This is a genomic window from Streptomyces sp. CC53 (assembly GCF_001865245.1).
Classification (GTDB): Bacteria; Actinomycetota; Actinomycetes; order Streptomycetales; family Streptomycetaceae; genus Streptomyces.
In genome coordinates this window covers 33,464-47,836 of sequence record NZ_MKXB01000064.1, presented here as the reverse complement: position 1 = coordinate 47,836, position 14,373 = coordinate 33,464, and the positions used below count along the sequence as shown (strand labels likewise).

Here is a 14,373-nt window from a genome sequence, read left to right as displayed (position 1 = left end):
CCGAGCCACCGAGGAGTCACCCATGGGGTACGCCCATGACTACGCCGCCGCCATCATGCGGCGCGGACGGGTCGCGATGCCGCCCGCCGACTTCGTGCCCGACTGGGCCGACAGCCCCCGCAGGACGAAGCTCTACCCGGGCGCGGACACCGTGCCGCTCCCGGACGGCGGATATCCCGCCGACGCCTCCCTCGACCGCGGCCTGGGACCGGTCACCCGCACCGGCGTGCCCGGCGGGGCGTTCGACCTGGGCGCGCTCGCCGGGATGCTGCTCGACTCGTACGGGCTGACGGGCCGCCGCCTCGGAGTCCAGGCGAACACGGACCTTCCCGCCCTGCCCCGCTACCCGGACGCCAACTGGTCCCGCGGCACCGCGTCGGGCGGCGGCCTCTACCCGGTGAGCGTCTACTGGGTGTCCGGTCCCGGCGGCCCCCTGCCGCCCGGCGTCCACTACTACGCGACCCGCCGCCATGCCCTGCAGCGGCTGCTGGCCGGCGACGTGTCGGGGGAGGTGCGCGCCGCCCTGGGCGAGGCGGCGCCGGGGGCCGCGGACACCGACCAGTACCTCGTCCTCGGCGTCAAGTACTGGCAGAACGCCTTCAAGTACAACAGCTTCTCCTTCCACGCCGTCAGCATGGACGTCGGCACCGTCCTGCAGACCTGGCGCATGTGGGCCAGGGCCCGGGGACTGGACGTCGAACCGCTGATGTGGTTCGACGAGGAGCGGCTGGCCCGGCTGCTGGGCCTGCGCACGCAGGAAGAGGGCCTGTTCGCCGTCGTCCCCCTGCGGTGGCGGGGCGCCCCCGCCCCGTCGGCCCCCGCCCTCGCAGCCTCCACCGCCACCACCCCGTCGGCGCCCGTCCCCGCGGCCGTACGCCGCCGGGACGCTGAGCGGTCCCGCACGGTCCTCGCGTTCGACGCCGTCACGCGGATGCAGGCCGCCACCGCCGAGCACGCCGCGCGGCGCCCCGCCCCCGGCGCGCTCGCCCCCGCCGCCGCGCCCCCCGCCCCGGGCGGCCCGGCGACCGCGCTGCCCGCGCCGCGGCCGCTCGGCACCGACGTGCGCACCGCCCTGCGGCGCCGCCGCAGCAGCTTCGGCCGCTTCGAGGCGGCGCGGCCCGTCGGCCGGGACCAGCTCGCGGCCTGCCTGAAGGCCGCCGAGGCGGCCGCCCGGCTCGGCGGGGACACCGGCACGGACGACACCCGCCTGGCCGGGCTGTACGCGTTCGCCAACCACGTCGAGGGCCTCCCGCCGGGCGCGTACGCCTACGACCCCGCCGCACACGGACTGCGGCCCGTCACGGAGGGCCGCCCCGGGGCGTTCCTCCAGCGGAACTACTTCCTCGCGAACTACAACCTGGAGCAGGCCGGGGCGGTGCTCGTCCCGGCCGTCCGCACCACCGCCGTGCTCGACGCCGTGGGCGACCGCGGCTACCGCGTCGTCAACGCCGTCGTCGGCGCCGTCTCCCAGGCCGTCTACACGGCGTCGTCCGCGATGGGCCTCGGCTGCGGCGTCGCCCTCGGCTTCGACAACATCGCGTACATCGAGGAACTCGGTCTGGAAGGCACCGGCGAGGCCCCCTTGCTGATCATGATGATCGGCCACGAGCGGCCCGCCCCCGCCGACTACCGGTACGAGATCGCCTGAAGGGGACCCGCGATGCCGTTCATGCTCCGGGTCGCGGGACTGCCGATCGAGACCGTACGGGAGCTGCGCTGCCCGGACAGCCGCCGCTGGGCCGACGACGTCCTCGCCGCCGCAGACGCGGTCGGCGCGGCCGGCGCCGCGCTCGGGGACCTGCTGCACCCGCTGGTCGGCCGGTGCGGCGACCCCGGGGAGCGGCGGGCGCTGCTGAAGGTGCGCCGCGACGCGTTCAACAACCGCCTGCCGCACGCGGCGCAAGCCGACGCGGCACTGACCCTCACCACCCGTCTCGACCCGGCGGCGGGCCGGGCGCTCGCCGACTGGCTGGCCGCCCGCAGGCGCCTCGCGGACCGCACCGCGCAGGGCGCCGGGCTGCTCGCCGCGGAGACGGCCCGCAGCCGCGCCGCCCTGTGCCGCCTCGCGGGCGAGGAACGGCTGCGCAAGGGGCTGCTGCTCGCCTCACCCGCCCTCGACGCTCAACTCGACGCGTACACCGGGAGAACGGCCGCGGACCCCGGTGCCCTCCCGGACCGGAAGCTGCGCAAGATCGAGCGGTCGCTGCTGTCGTACCTCTACCGCACGGCCTGCAAGACCAGCCCGTTCTCGACGTTCACCGGCGTCGCGCTCGGCGAGTTCACCGGCCCCCGCACCAGCCCCGGCCCGGATGACCCCGGCACCGGCCCCGGCGACCGCGGACCCGCCCCGGACCGGGGCCACGCTCAGGGCCCCGACCCCGCCGGCACCAGGCCCGTGGCGGGCGGCTTCGCGGCGCGGATCGCGGACGAGTGGACCAGCCACCCCCGCCTCAACGTGGTCGCCCTGCGCCGCCTCGCGGACACGGTCGCCGCCGACCCGGCCCGCCGCGCCGACCTGCCCGTGTCCCCCGCCTCCGGCTGGGGCCGGGACGACGACCGGGTGCGCTACGTGCGCCGCTGGGTCACGGCCGGCGACGACGACACGGCCGTCACCTTCGACGCGGTCAAGGACCGCCTGTTCTTCCTGCGCCGCAGCGGCACCCTGGAGCGGCTGCTCGCGCTCTTCGAGGAGCGGGGCGCCGTGCGCTTCGGCGAGCTGGCCGACTGGCTCGCCGCCGACCGGGGCGCCGACGAGGAGGAGAGCGCCCGGTACCTCCAGGCGCTGCTCGACGTCGGCATGGTGCAGGTGCCGTGCCTGCGGACCGAGGTGCACGACACCGACCCGCTGCGGACCTTCCAGACCTCCCTGCGGGGCCTCGGCCGCCCCTGGGCGGACACCCTCGCCGCCCGGCTCGACACGGCCGCCGCGTGCGTGGAGCGGTTCGGGCGGGCGGCCCCCGCGGACCGCACCGCGCTGCTGGAGGAACTGCGGAGCGACCTGCGCCTCGTCCAGCGGGAACTGGGAGCGGAGCAGGGCGCCGTCCCGCAGACCGTGCTCTACGAGGACGCCGCGGCGGGCACGCGCACGACCCTGGACCTCCAGGCGTGGGCCCGGCACATCGAAGGGCCGCTGGGCCGCGTCGAGCGGATCCTGCCCGCCTTCGACCTGACGCTGCCGCAGCGCCTCACCTTCAAGGGCTTCTTCCTCGCCCGCCACCGGCCCGGCGGCCGCTGCGACGACCTGCTGAAACTCGTCCACGACTTCCACGAGGACTTCTACGACCAGTACCTGTCCTTCACCTCCGGGCGCACCGCCCACGACGCCGAAGGGCGCTACGTCCCCGAGGTGAACTGGCTCGGACTGCCGCAGCTGAAGGTGCTCGACGCGGCCCGCGAGACCTTCACCGCCCGCATGCGGGCCCTGCACGACCGCAGCGGCGGGCAGGAGGTCGTCGTCGACGACTCCCTCATCGACGAGATGGCGGACCTGCTCGCCCCGGTGACCGCCGACTTCCGGCCGATGAGCCACCACCTCCAGCTCGCCGACCGCGGCGACGGCCGCCCCCTCGCCGTGCTGAACCGCTCGTACGGCGGCCTCTCCTTCCCCTTCAGCCGCTTCACCCACTGCTTCGACGGCGTCGAGGAGCGGCTGCTGCGCCACGCGGAGGACGTCCGGCCCCGCGACGCCGTGTTCGCGGAGGTCACCGGCGGCCCCGTCACCAGCAACCTCAACCTGCACGGGCGGCTCACCACGCACGAGATCGTCTGCCCGGGCGAACGCGGCACCCTGGAGCCGGAGGCCCGCATCCCGCTCGACGCCCTGTACCTGGAGCACGACGAGGACACCGACCGCCTGGTCCTGCGCTCCACCCGCCTCGGCCGCGAAGTGGTCCCCGTCTACCTCGGCTACCTCGTGCCGCTGGCCCTCCCCGAACTGCCCCGCACCCTGCTGCTCCTCTCCCCGACGTCCGTCGCACCGCTCGACGTGTGGGCCGGCGTCCCCGAGGGCGAGCCGCACGACGGGGTCGCCACCCGGCCGCGCGTCCGCCACGGCAGCGTGGTCCTCAGCCGCCGCAGCTGGAGCTGCACCGCCGACCGGCTGCCCCAGGCCGGGCCCGGCGTCCCCGACGAGGAGCGGTTCCTCGCCTGGCACCGCTTCCGGCGGGCGCACGGCCTGCCCGACCGCGTCTTCGCCACTGTCGCGGACTCCGGAGCCCGCGGCGCCACCGCCGCCAAACCGCAGTACGTGGACTTCGACAGCCCCCTGTCGCTGTCCGCGTTCGAGGCGCTGCTGAGGAACGGGCGGGCCCGGGTCGTCCTGCGGGAGATGCTCCCCGACGAGGACGCCCTGCACACCGCGTCCGGCCGCGGCCGCCACGTCGCGGAACTCGCCGTCGAGACGCCGGCGCGCACCCGCACCCCCGGAAGGGACGACCACCGATGACGACGACCGGGACACCCACGGCCACCGGCGCATGGCAGGCCACCCACGTCTTCTACGCCGCCAACCCCCGCCCCCTGCTGCTGCACTGCGTCCGGCCCCTCGTCGCCCGACTGGAGGCGGACGGCCTCCTCGCCGGCTACTTCTTCATCAACTACTGGCTCGAAGGACCCCACGTCCGCCTGCGGATCAAGCCGTCCACCCCCGCCGCGGAGGACGAGGTCCGCAGCCGCACCGCCCGCGCCGTCGACGCGTTCCTCAGCGAGCGCCCCGCCCTCTACGAGGTCGACTCCGGGTTCCTCAGCGACTTCTACAACACGCTCTTCGAGATCGAGTTCCCCGCCGCCGAACGCGGCCGCTACACCGACGACCAGGGCCGCATGCGGCTGCGGCCCAACAACACCCGCAGCCCCGAGCCCTACGAGCCCGAGTACGGCAAGTACGGCGGACCGGCCGGGATCGAACTGGCCGAATGGCACTTCCGGCACTCCAGCGACCTCGTCATCGAAGCCTTCCGCACCAAGAACCTGCACCTGCGGACCGTGCTGCTCGGCACCTCCGCGCAACTCATGATGGTCATGTCCGGCACCTTCCTGCCCGACGGTCGCGACCTCGCCGACTACCTGGACAGCTACTACGCCTTCTGGCACCGCGCCTTCCCCGGCACCGACTTCATCGGCAGCGAGGAGTACGACACCCACTACGCGGCGATGGCCCCGAAGCTCGCCGCCCGCTTCGCCGCGGTCCGCACGGCCGTCGCCGGGGGCGGCGACGCGCCCCGGCTGCCCGCGTTCCTCGCCGGCTGGGCCGCGCACTGCGCCGAACTCCGCGACCGCGCCCGCGCCCTGGCCGAGAACGGCGACCTGGTCTTCCGGTCCTGGGACGGCACCCGCGACGAACGCGTCACCGACCCCGCCGCCGCCCTGCCGCGCCTCCTCTCCCCGTACATGCACATGACCAACAACCGGCTGCACGTCACCATCCGCGACGAGGCCTACCTCGCCCACATCCTCGGCCGCGCCCTGCGGGAGCCGCGATGACCTCCCCGCGTCCCTCCGCCTTCACCGCGTACCGGCCCGCGCTGCGCCCGGGGGTGCTCGTCAGCGACGCGCTGCTGCACGGCCCGGCCACGGTCCACCTCATCAAGGACACCGGCAGCGGCCAGTCGTTCAAAGTCGGCACCAAGGAGCACTTCCTCATCTCCCGCATGGACGGCCGCCGCAGCCTGGAGGAGATCGGCGCCGACTACGCCCACGCCTACGGCCGCAGGCTCGGCGCCCCTCACTGGCAGCAGCTGCTGGGCATGCTCGGCACCAGGGGACTGCTCACCGACTCCCCGCCCGCCGCCGCGCCCGAGCCCCCGCCGCCCGCCCCGCGCGGGCTGCTGCGCGGGACGCTGCGGCTGGTCGCGGACGCCGACGCCACGACCGCCCGGCTGCACCGGGCCGTGCGCCCCCTGCTGTCGCCGTGGTGCACGGTCCCGCTGCTGGTGCTGGTCGCCGTCATGGAGGCGGTCCTCGCCCTGCACGCGGGTGAACTCGTCCTCGGGGCACGGCAGGTGTTCACCCATCCGGTGCTGCTGCTGGCCACCGCGTCCCTGCTGTGGCTGAGCACCGCCCTGCACGAGCTGGCCCACGGCGTGGTCGCCCGCCACCACGGCGGCCACGTCTCCGAGATCGGCCTGCGCTGGCGGCTCCCCGCCGTCATCATGTACTGCACCGTCGACGACTTCCTCTACCTGGGCGCCCGCCGCCACCGCATCGCCACGGCCGCAGCCGGCGCCGTGATGAACCTCGTCTTCCTCCTGCCGTTCTTCGCCGTCTGGGCGTACGCCCCCGTCGACGACGCGACGCGGGGGGCCCTCGCGGGACTGCTGCTCCTCGGCAGCGTGCAGGCGCTCAGCATGCTCGTCCCGCTGCCCCCGCTCGACGGGTACAAGATCGTCGCGCAGTGGGCGGGCGCCACCGGCCTCGCCGCCTCCACCCGGACGTACCTGCGGCTCGCGGTCCGCCGTGACCCCGCCGCCCGCGCCTACCCGCGCAGCGCCCGCACCGCCTACACCGTCTACGGACTGAGCGTGCCACTCGTGGTCCTCGCGCTCGCCGCGGCGGCCGCCGCGACCGTCCACCACCTGTTCACCGCCGGGTGAGCACCACCACGCACCCGCGCCCCAGGGCGGGCGCCACAAGGCACCGGCCCAACGCCCGGTGAGCGGCGACAAGGCACCCGCTCACCACAGGTGAGCCACAAGGCACCGGCTCACCACCCGGTGAGCACCGACAAGGAGAGACCCATGAGCACCACCGCCCCCGCGTCCCCGCCGCCCTCCGCGCAGGACGGCCCGGCCGTCGCCCTCGACTCCGTGCGCAAGCACTACGGACCCGTGAAGGCCGTGGACGGCGTCTCGCTGACCGTGGCGCGCGGTGAGTTCTTCGGGCTCCTCGGCCCCAACGGCGCGGGCAAGACCACCCTCATCGAGATCATGGAGGGCCTGCGGCAGGCGGACTCCGGGTCCGTGTCCGTCCTCGGCCGCGCCCCCTGGCCGCGCAACGTGGACCTGCTGCCCAAGCTCGGCGTCCAGACCCAGGCATCCGCCTTCTTCGTCCGGCTGACGGCCCGCGAACACCTGCGCACCGTCGCCGCCCTGTACGGCGCCGGCCACGACGCGGCGGAACGCGCCCTGGCCTCCGTCCGGCTCACCGACCACGGCGACACCCGGGTGGAGGACCTGTCGGGCGGCCAGCGCCAGCGCCTCGCCATCGCCGCCGCCCTCGCCCACGAACCGGAGCTGATCTTCCTCGACGAGCCGACCGCCGCACTCGACCCGCAGGCACGCCGCGACCTGTGGCAGGTGCTCCGCGACCTGAAGGGCGCCGGCCGCACCATCGTCTACACCACCCACCACCTGGACGAGGCGGAGGTGCTCTGCGACCGGGTCGCCATCATCGTCGCCGGACGCGTCGCCGCACTCGACACGCCCGCGCGGATGGTCGCCGCGGGCAGCCCCACCACCCGGCTCCTGGTGCCCGCCGACCGGCTCGCCCTGGAAGCCGCCCGGGGCATCCCCGGCGTGCGGTCGGCCGCCCTGGAAGGCGACACGATCGTCCTGGAAACCCTGGACGCGGGACCCGTCCTCGCCCACGTCGACCGCCTCGCGGGGCTCCAGGGCGTACGGACCCGCACCGCCAGCCTGGAGGACGTCTACCTCGAACTGACCGGCGGCGCCGCCCCGCACGCCACCGCCGAAGCCCCGTAGCCGCCCTCCGTCCAGCACCCCGTCCCCGTCCCCGTTCCGCGCGCCCCCGCGTACACGAGGAAGGCCCCGTGGCCCTCACCGTGTCCGCAGCGCCGTTCCACGCGCCCCCGCGTACACGAGAGAGAACCGCCACCATGAGCGCATACGCCGCGTTGAGCCAGGCCGGCTACCGGGCCTACGTCCGCGACAAGACCACCCTGTTCTTCACCTTCGCCTTCCCCCTCCTCTTCCTCGTCGTCTTCGGCCTCATCTTCCACGGCAAGGACGTCGAGCAGAGCGGACAGCCCTACATCAACTACATCGCGCCAGGCGTCCTCGCCTGGGGCGTCGCCAACGCCGCCGTCTTCGGCGTCGGGTTCGTACTGATGCAGTGGCGCCGCGACGACCTGCTGCGCCTCATCCGCATGACCCCGGTGCGGCTGCCCGCCGTGCTCGGCTCCCGCTACGTCCTGGCCCTCGGCATCGGCCTTGTCCAGACCGCGCTGTTCGTGGGCGTCGCGCTGCTGCCGTGGTTCGGGCTCAGGCTCGCCTCCGGCTGGCCGCTGGTGCTGCCGGTGCTGGTCCTCGGCATCACCGCGTTCCTGGCCATCGGCGTCATCGTCGGCTCGTACGCCAAGACGCCCGAGGCGGTCGCCGCCATCGCCAACTGCCTGATGATCCCCATGGCGTTCCTCTCCGGCTCCTTCTTCCCCCTCGACGCCATGCCGGACTGGATGCAGACCCTCGCCAAGGCGCTGCCCCTGCACTACCTCGTCGACGGCACCTCCGCCGCCCTGACCGGCACCTCCGGCGTGGGCACCGCCGTCGCCACGGCGTGCGCGGTGCTCGCGGGCTGCGCCGCCGTCTTCGGCGCCGTCGCGCTGAAGACCTTCCGCTGGAGCGACCAGTCATGACGGCCACCGCCGTACACGCACCCACACCCCTGGACGCGGCCAGGCGTCAGCTCCAGCGGGAGCTGACCGGCCGCCACGGCGCGGCGGCCCGGCCGGACCTGCCCGCCCCCGTGGTCGTCCCGCTCGGCGCCGCCGACACCCTCGGCTGCGGCGCCCCCGATCCGTACGCCGCCGCACGGCCCGCCGCGAACGTGCAGCTCACCGCACGCGCCGTCCTCCTCGGCCCCTGGGGCGGCGGCCCGGACGACGGCACCGTCGACGGATCCGGGACGGACGCGTGCGGCCAGTGCCTCGCCATGCGCTGGCAGCGGCTGCGCAGCCGCTCCGAGCGTGAGGCCCTGGAACTCGGCTTCCGGTCGCACGGCGCCACCGCCTGGCCCGTCCTCACCCCCTTCGCCGTGGACGCCGTCTGGGCCGCCTACCGCGCCGTCCTGCCCGGACTGCGCACCGCGCCCGCCGGATTCACGGCCGCGGACCGTGCGCTGCCCCAGGTGACCCGCGTGGACCTGGGCACCCTCGCCACCGCCACCTTCCCGCTGCTGCCCGACCCGCTGTGCCCCGCCTGCGTGCGGGAGCGCCCCGACACCGCCGACGCGGCCCGCATGGCGTTCGTCCCCCAGCCGAAACCGGACGCCGACGGCCACCGGCTGCGGCCCCTCGACGCCTACCCCCTCCCGACCGCCGCCCTGGCCAACCCCGTGTGCGGGGCCATCGGCACCGACACCTGGATCAACCCCGCCTCCACCACCACCGCGCCCGTCGCCGGCACCCACTTCGTCCGCGGCTACGCCGGCCTCAACGACGTCACCTGGAGCGGCCAGTCCAACCGTTACACCACCAGCAGGACCCTCGCCTACCTCGAAGGGCTCGAACGGTACGCGGGCACCCACCGGCGCCGCGGCACCAGCCCCGTCACGGCGGCCCACCGCACCCTCCTCACGGACGGCGTCCCCGCCCTCGACCCCGCCGACTGCGGCTTCTACGCCCCGGAGACGTACGCCGCCGACCCCCTGGTCAGCCCCTTCGACCCGGACCGCCCCATCCCCTGGGTGTGGGGCCACTCCCTGCGCGACGACCGGCCCGTCCTCGTCCCCGCCAGGCTCGCCCACTACGGCGCGGGCGTCGACGCCGACAACTTCGTCTTCGAGTGCTCCAACGGCTGCGCGACCGGCGGCAGCCTGGAGGAGGCGGTCCTCTTCGGGCTGCTGGAGCTGATCGAGCGGGACGCGTTCCTGCTCGCCTGGTACGGCAGGGCGCGCCTCACCGAGATCGACCTCGCGAGCTGCCGCACCCCCGCCGTCCGCAGCATGGCCGACCGCGCCGCCCTGCACGGCTACGACGTCCACGCCTTCGACACCCGCATGGGCCTCGCCGTTCCCGTCGTCACGGCCCTGGCGGTCCGCCGCGACGGCGGCCACGGCTCCCTGTCCTTCGCCGCGGCGGCCGGCTTCGACCCGGAGGGCACGGTCGAGGCGGCCCTCTCCGAGGTGCTCACCTACATCCCGTACCTCCCCTACCAGGTCGCCGAGCGCCGCACCGAACTGGAGGCCATGACACGCGACTTCACCAAGGTCCTGCACCTGAAGGACCACGCCCAGCTGTACGGCCTGCCGTCCATGGTCCACCACGCCGCCGAGTACCTGTCCCCGGCCGCCGTACGGCCCCTCACCGAGCTGTACGGGGACTGGGAGCGGCGCCGCCCGCGCACCGGGGACCTGCTCGACGACCTGCGGCTGGTCCGCGACGACCTGTGCGCCGCCGGGTTCGACGTGATCGCCGTCGACCAGACCACCCCCGAACAGCACCGCATGGGCCTGCACACCGTCAGCACGACCGTCCCCGGCCTGCTCCCGCTCGACTTCGGCTGGACCCGGCAGCGCGCCCTGCGGATGCCGAGGCTCCGCACGGGGCTGCGCGACGCGGGACGGCGCCCGGACCCGCTGCGCGACGACGAGGTCAAGACCGTGCCGCACCCCTTCCCGTGACCCCGACGCAGCCTGGCACGGCAAGGCCCCTTCCCGGGAGGCGGAATCCCACCCGGGAAGGGGCCGGTGTGCCGTCAGCGGCCGGATCAGGCGCTGCAGGACGTGGTGCTGGTCGTGCTGGAGCAGGTGGAAGTCGAGGACGAGGAGCACGAACCGGCGAGGACGACCTCGACCGCGTCCGAGTAGTCCGAGATCTCGAAGGTCTCCGACTCCAGCTCCAGGATCTCGTCGGCGAGGGTGGCGAGCTCCGACTTGGCCATGATGGTCTCCTTGGGCGTCGACTAAAGGGGAGCGCCGCCCCGACCCGTGCGGCCGGGACCTCGGCGGTGCCGGGGGGCGGTCCCCCCACCCAAGCCCCGCCCGCTGTCAGATCGGCCCGCCTCCCGCTGCCAGACCGCTGACACCCCGTGACAGCGCACCGGCGGCCCACCGCGGCCGACGAGGGACTGCGCGCCCGAGGACGCCCGCCGGCACGGCGTCCGCGGGCGGAGCGTGGCCCGCACGCCGCGCCCGCCCGGCACAAGCCCCGTACCGAACCCAGCGGAAGCGAAGCCCATGACATACACCGCCGAAGGAGCAGCGGCCCCCGGCATCCCCGACCTGCCCCGCGAGGCGCTGCGCCCCGCCCTGGAGCTCTACCTCGACCTGCACGCCCACCCCGAGCTCTCCGGCGCCGAACAGCGCACCGCCGACCGCTTCGCCGCCGCGCTGTCCCGGCACGGCTGCACCGTCACCCGGGGCGTCGGCGGCCACGGCGTCGTCGGCGTCCTGCGCAACGGTCCGGGACCGACGGTCCTGATCCGCGCGGAGCTGGACGCCCTGCCGGTGACCGAGCGGACCAACCTGCCCTACGCCAGCACCGTGCCCGGCGTGATGCACGCCTGCGGCCACGACCTGCACCTGGCCGCCGCGGCCGGTGCGGCCGGGGAACTGGCCCGGCTGCGGGACCGCTGGCGCGGCACCGTCCTGGTGGTCGGCCAGCCCGCCGAGGAGACCCTGACGGGCGCGCGGGCGCTCCTGGACGACGGCCTGTACGACCGGTTCGGCCTCCCCGACCTGGCGCTCGCCCAGCATGCCGCGCCGCTCCCCGCGGGCACCGTCGCCCACGCCGTGCCCGGCGCGCCCCTCATGGCCGGCAGCCTCACGCTCGACGCGGTGGTCCACGGCCGCGGCGGCCACGCGGGCACCCCGCACCTGACGGCCGACCCCGTCCTGGCCGCGGCTGCCGCGGTCGTCCGCCTGCAGTCGGTCGTGGCCCAGGAGACCCATCCGTCGGAGCAGGCCGTGCTGACGGTGGGTGTCCTCAGAGCCGGCGACCGCCCGAACGTCACGCCGGACCGGGCCGAACTTTCGCTGACGCTGCGGGCGTTCACCGACGAGGCGCTCACCAGGCTGCGGGCGGCAGCGGAGCGCGTCATCCGCGCGGAGTGCACCGCCTCCGCCTGCCCCACGGGCCCCGACTTCGCGGTCGCCTCGCACGCCCGGCCCCTCGTGCCCGACCCCGCGGCGGCCGCCGCCCTGTACGAGGCGCACACCCGACTCCTCGGCCCGCGGCGCGTGACCCGCACCCCGGCCGCGACGGCCGCCGAGGACTTCCCCTGCTTCGCCGACGGCGGCGTCCCCCTGGCGTACTGGCTGCTCGGGGTGACCGGGGCCGGCACCCTGCGGTCGGCGCTCGCGGAAGGGGTCCCGGTGCCGGCCAACCACGCACCCGGCTTCGCGCCCGACGTACGGACGGCCCTGCCCACGGGGATCGCGGCCCTGAGGGAGGCGGCGCTGCACTCCCTGGAGGAGGCGGTCCCGTGACCGTCGAGCGGCACGCCGGCTACGTCGACGTGGAGGCGGTCCGCGACGACGGCCGCGCCCCGGCGGCGGCGACCACCCTGGTGCGGCTGCTGGCCCTGCTGCCCGGGCACTGGGCGTGCACGGAGGCCGTCGGCCTCGACTGGATCAGGCTGCGCATCGTCCTGGGGCCGCACGCAGGGGAGAGCGCCGTGCGGGAAGCGGTCCGGACGGCGCTGACGGACCCGGCGCTGCGGGGCTGGCGGCTGGCGGGGACGGGCCCCGGGGGGTAGCGCCCCGACCGGGAGGCCGCCGGGGAGCCGGCCCGCGACGGACCGGACCGCCCCGGCGGCCGCCGTCCTCGGCCGGGGCCCCGCGCACCTCCAGCGGGACCCTCCAGTCTCCGCGCGGGCCTCCCGCTGCACCGGGAATGTTCTCCGTGCCCGCACCGGGGGCGCGAGCTCCGTGCCGTCGAACGGGGTGCGGCCCCCCGGGTCTCAGATCCAGCCGCGCTCCCGCGCGAGCAGCGCCGCGTGCGCCCGGTTGCCGGCCCCGAGGGCATGGAGCAGCTCGGCGACGTGCCGCCGGTACGTCCGTACGGACACGCCCAGCTCCCGTGCGCCGGCCTCGTCCTTGCTCACCGTGCACATGGAGACGAGCACCCGCCGCTCCATCTCGGTGAGCGCGGCGCCGCCGGCCTCCGCGGACCGCTCCTTCACGACGCGCTCCAGGTCCTCCGACGCGTCCCAGATCTTCTCGAACAACGCGATGATGTGGACGACGAGGCCGCTGCGGTGGGCCAGCAGCGCCCCGCGCGCCGTGTCCTTCGGGTCCAGCGGCACCAGCGCGGTCGTCCTGTCGTACACCAGCAGGCGCTCGCTGGTGTCCTCGGACACCCGTATCTCGGCGCCGTGGGCGATCAGTTCGCGGAGGTAGTCCGTGGTCGGGGGGTCGTCGAGCACGGCGGGGACGACGACGTTCCTGATCCGCACCCCGCGATGGAGGCAGCGCAGGTCCAGGGGACGGGACCGGGCGATGTTCTCGGAGGACAGCTTGCGGTACGGCTCCACGGCGAGGATCTCGTCCCTGGCGAAGAACGCCAGGTCGTCGATGCGGTTGCGCACCGCGGCCAGGCTCTCCAACTGCTCGATGCCCGGCTGCGCGTACGACCGCGACGCCTGCTCGGCGCGCAGCCCGTCCACCACGTGCCGGGAGCGGGTGACGCGCATCAGCTCCTGGTGGAGCTCCTGCATCCGCGCGTCCATCAGCCGGGTCAGCGCCACGTCGGGGTCGGCAGGGAACACCAGCCCGTCCTCGCCCGCGCGGTGCACCAGTCCCAGTTCCTGGAGGCGCCCCAGGCACCGCCTGGCGCCCTCCTGCGTGGTGTGCAGCAGGAGGTGGATGTCGTCGGCCGGGGTTCCCGGGTTGCGCAGGAAATGCCGGTACGCCTCTTCCTCGTGTGCGGAGACGCCGAAGACCGCCATCTCGTTCTCACGCATCGTTCCCCCGGGAATGATGGCCGGTACGGGTCCTGGTGGAGATCGCCCCTTGGTCGGGAGGGCTCACCGGGATGACGCGTCCAGAGTCTAAGTGACCTGATCGGCCTTGTGAATTTGTCGTGCAGGGCCGAAGGTGCGCCGCTCACCGGGCGGCGCCCCGTGGCCGCGCGCACCGGCGGGGCCACGCTCCCGGTGGTGGGGGCCGGGGGCACGCCGCGGTGTCTCCCGTGCGGGCGGCGCGGCGGCGGCCCGGGAAGGCAGCGGGTGGCCGCCCCGGCCGGGAGGCACGCCGCCGGCCGCGCCACGCCCCTCGGCGACCGGCCGCGAAGTCACCGGCACGGGAGCGGTGGGGCGGAGCGGCAAGCGGACGGCCGTCGGGGAGACCGGTCCTGCGGACGGGCACGCCGCCGGGTCTGCCGGATCGCCGGGCCAGACCCCGGGGCTGGTGCCCGCCGCGGGCGGTGCCGGGCAGCACGCGGGCCCGGCTGAGGGCGTGCCGCCCGGGTCGTGCCACCGG

General features: G+C 75.3%; 11 protein-coding genes. 9 read left to right on the top strand and 2 right to left on the bottom strand.

Annotation, left to right across the window (positions count from 1 at the left end; all coding sequences use genetic code 11):
• Positions 1–22: 22 nt before the first annotated feature.
• From BJP40_RS05875 to BJP40_RS05845, 7 genes are all read left to right on the top strand, one after another.
• Positions 23–1,648, top strand: coding sequence for a SagB family peptide dehydrogenase (locus BJP40_RS05875; protein WP_071279173.1), 1,626 nt, complete (start codon positions 23–25; stop codon positions 1,646–1,648).
• 12 nt (positions 1,649–1,660) lie between these two features.
• Positions 1,661–4,444, top strand: a complete 2,784-nt coding sequence (locus tag BJP40_RS05870; RefSeq protein ID WP_226962822.1) for a lantibiotic dehydratase — start codon at positions 1,661–1,663, stop codon at positions 4,442–4,444.
• Entirely contained in the window at positions 4,441–5,481 is a 1,041-nt protein-coding gene (locus tag BJP40_RS05865) for a lantibiotic dehydratase C-terminal domain-containing protein (protein WP_071279171.1), read from the top strand. The genes BJP40_RS05870 and BJP40_RS05865 overlap by 4 nt, the downstream gene beginning before the upstream one ends.
• Positions 5,478–6,590: a M50 family metallopeptidase gene (locus BJP40_RS05860; RefSeq protein WP_071279169.1), complete on the top strand. Its 1,113-nt coding sequence runs from the start codon at positions 5,478–5,480 to the stop codon at positions 6,588–6,590. Before BJP40_RS05865 ends, BJP40_RS05860 begins: the two co-directional genes overlap by 4 nt.
• 144 nt (positions 6,591–6,734) lie before the next feature.
• Positions 6,735–7,697 carry an ABC transporter ATP-binding protein gene (locus BJP40_RS05855; RefSeq protein WP_071271206.1) on the top strand — a complete coding sequence of 321 codons (963 nt, stop codon included), beginning with the start codon at positions 6,735–6,737 and terminating at the stop codon, positions 7,695–7,697.
• A 134-nt stretch (positions 7,698–7,831) separates the two neighbouring features.
• Positions 7,832–8,590, top strand: a complete 759-nt coding sequence (locus tag BJP40_RS05850; RefSeq protein WP_071279167.1) for an ABC transporter permease — start codon at positions 7,832–7,834, stop codon at positions 8,588–8,590.
• Positions 8,587–10,575: a TOMM precursor leader peptide-binding protein gene (locus BJP40_RS05845; protein WP_071279165.1), complete on the top strand. Its 1,989-nt coding sequence runs from the start codon at positions 8,587–8,589 to the stop codon at positions 10,573–10,575. Before BJP40_RS05850 ends, BJP40_RS05845 begins: the two co-directional genes overlap by 4 nt.
• Positions 10,576–10,661: 86 nt before the next feature.
• On the opposite strand, the gene BJP40_RS05840 is transcribed toward BJP40_RS05845, so the two are convergent.
• The gene (locus BJP40_RS05840; RefSeq protein ID WP_175500065.1) at positions 10,662–10,838 is read right to left on the bottom strand and encodes a thiazolylpeptide-type bacteriocin; all 177 of its coding nucleotides are present in this window, start codon (positions 10,836–10,838) and stop codon (positions 10,662–10,664) included.
• Positions 10,839–11,130: 292 nt separating this feature from the next.
• Here BJP40_RS05840 and BJP40_RS05835 point away from each other — a divergent pair, with 292 nt between their 5' ends.
• Together BJP40_RS05835 and BJP40_RS05830 are read left to right on the top strand one after the other, a co-directional pair.
• Positions 11,131–12,381, top strand: coding sequence for an amidohydrolase (locus BJP40_RS05835; RefSeq protein WP_071279163.1), 1,251 nt, complete (start codon positions 11,131–11,133; stop codon positions 12,379–12,381).
• Entirely contained in the window at positions 12,378–12,650 is a 273-nt protein-coding gene (locus BJP40_RS05830; protein ID WP_071279161.1) for a hypothetical protein, read from the top strand. The genes BJP40_RS05835 and BJP40_RS05830 overlap by 4 nt, the downstream gene beginning before the upstream one ends.
• Positions 12,651–12,854: 204 nt before the next feature.
• Here the strand turns inward: BJP40_RS05830 and BJP40_RS05825 are convergent, their stop codons facing one another.
• A complete protein-coding gene (locus BJP40_RS05825; RefSeq protein ID WP_079170954.1) occupies positions 12,855–13,856 on the bottom strand; it encodes a helix-turn-helix transcriptional regulator in 1,002 nt (333 codons plus the stop codon).
• Positions 13,857–14,373: the final 517 nt, after the last annotated feature.

Coding starts and splice junctions, on each gene's coding strand:
- BJP40_RS05825 (WP_079170954.1), bottom strand. CDS start 13,856: ATGCGTGAGAACGAGATGGCGGTCTTCGGCGTCTCCGCACACGAGGAA.
- BJP40_RS05865 (WP_071279171.1), top strand. CDS start 4,441: ATGACGACGACCGGGACACCCACGGCCACCGGCGCATGGCAGGCCACC.
- BJP40_RS05870 (WP_226962822.1), top strand. CDS start 1,661: ATGCCGTTCATGCTCCGGGTCGCGGGACTGCCGATCGAGACCGTACGG.
- BJP40_RS05860 (WP_071279169.1), top strand. CDS start 5,478: ATGACCTCCCCGCGTCCCTCCGCCTTCACCGCGTACCGGCCCGCGCTG.
- BJP40_RS05845 (WP_071279165.1), top strand. CDS start 8,587: ATGACGGCCACCGCCGTACACGCACCCACACCCCTGGACGCGGCCAGG.
- BJP40_RS05875 (WP_071279173.1), top strand. CDS start 23: ATGGGGTACGCCCATGACTACGCCGCCGCCATCATGCGGCGCGGACGG.
- BJP40_RS05835 (WP_071279163.1), top strand. CDS start 11,131: ATGACATACACCGCCGAAGGAGCAGCGGCCCCCGGCATCCCCGACCTG.
- BJP40_RS05855 (WP_071271206.1), top strand. CDS start 6,735: ATGAGCACCACCGCCCCCGCGTCCCCGCCGCCCTCCGCGCAGGACGGC.
- BJP40_RS05850 (WP_071279167.1), top strand. CDS start 7,832: ATGAGCGCATACGCCGCGTTGAGCCAGGCCGGCTACCGGGCCTACGTC.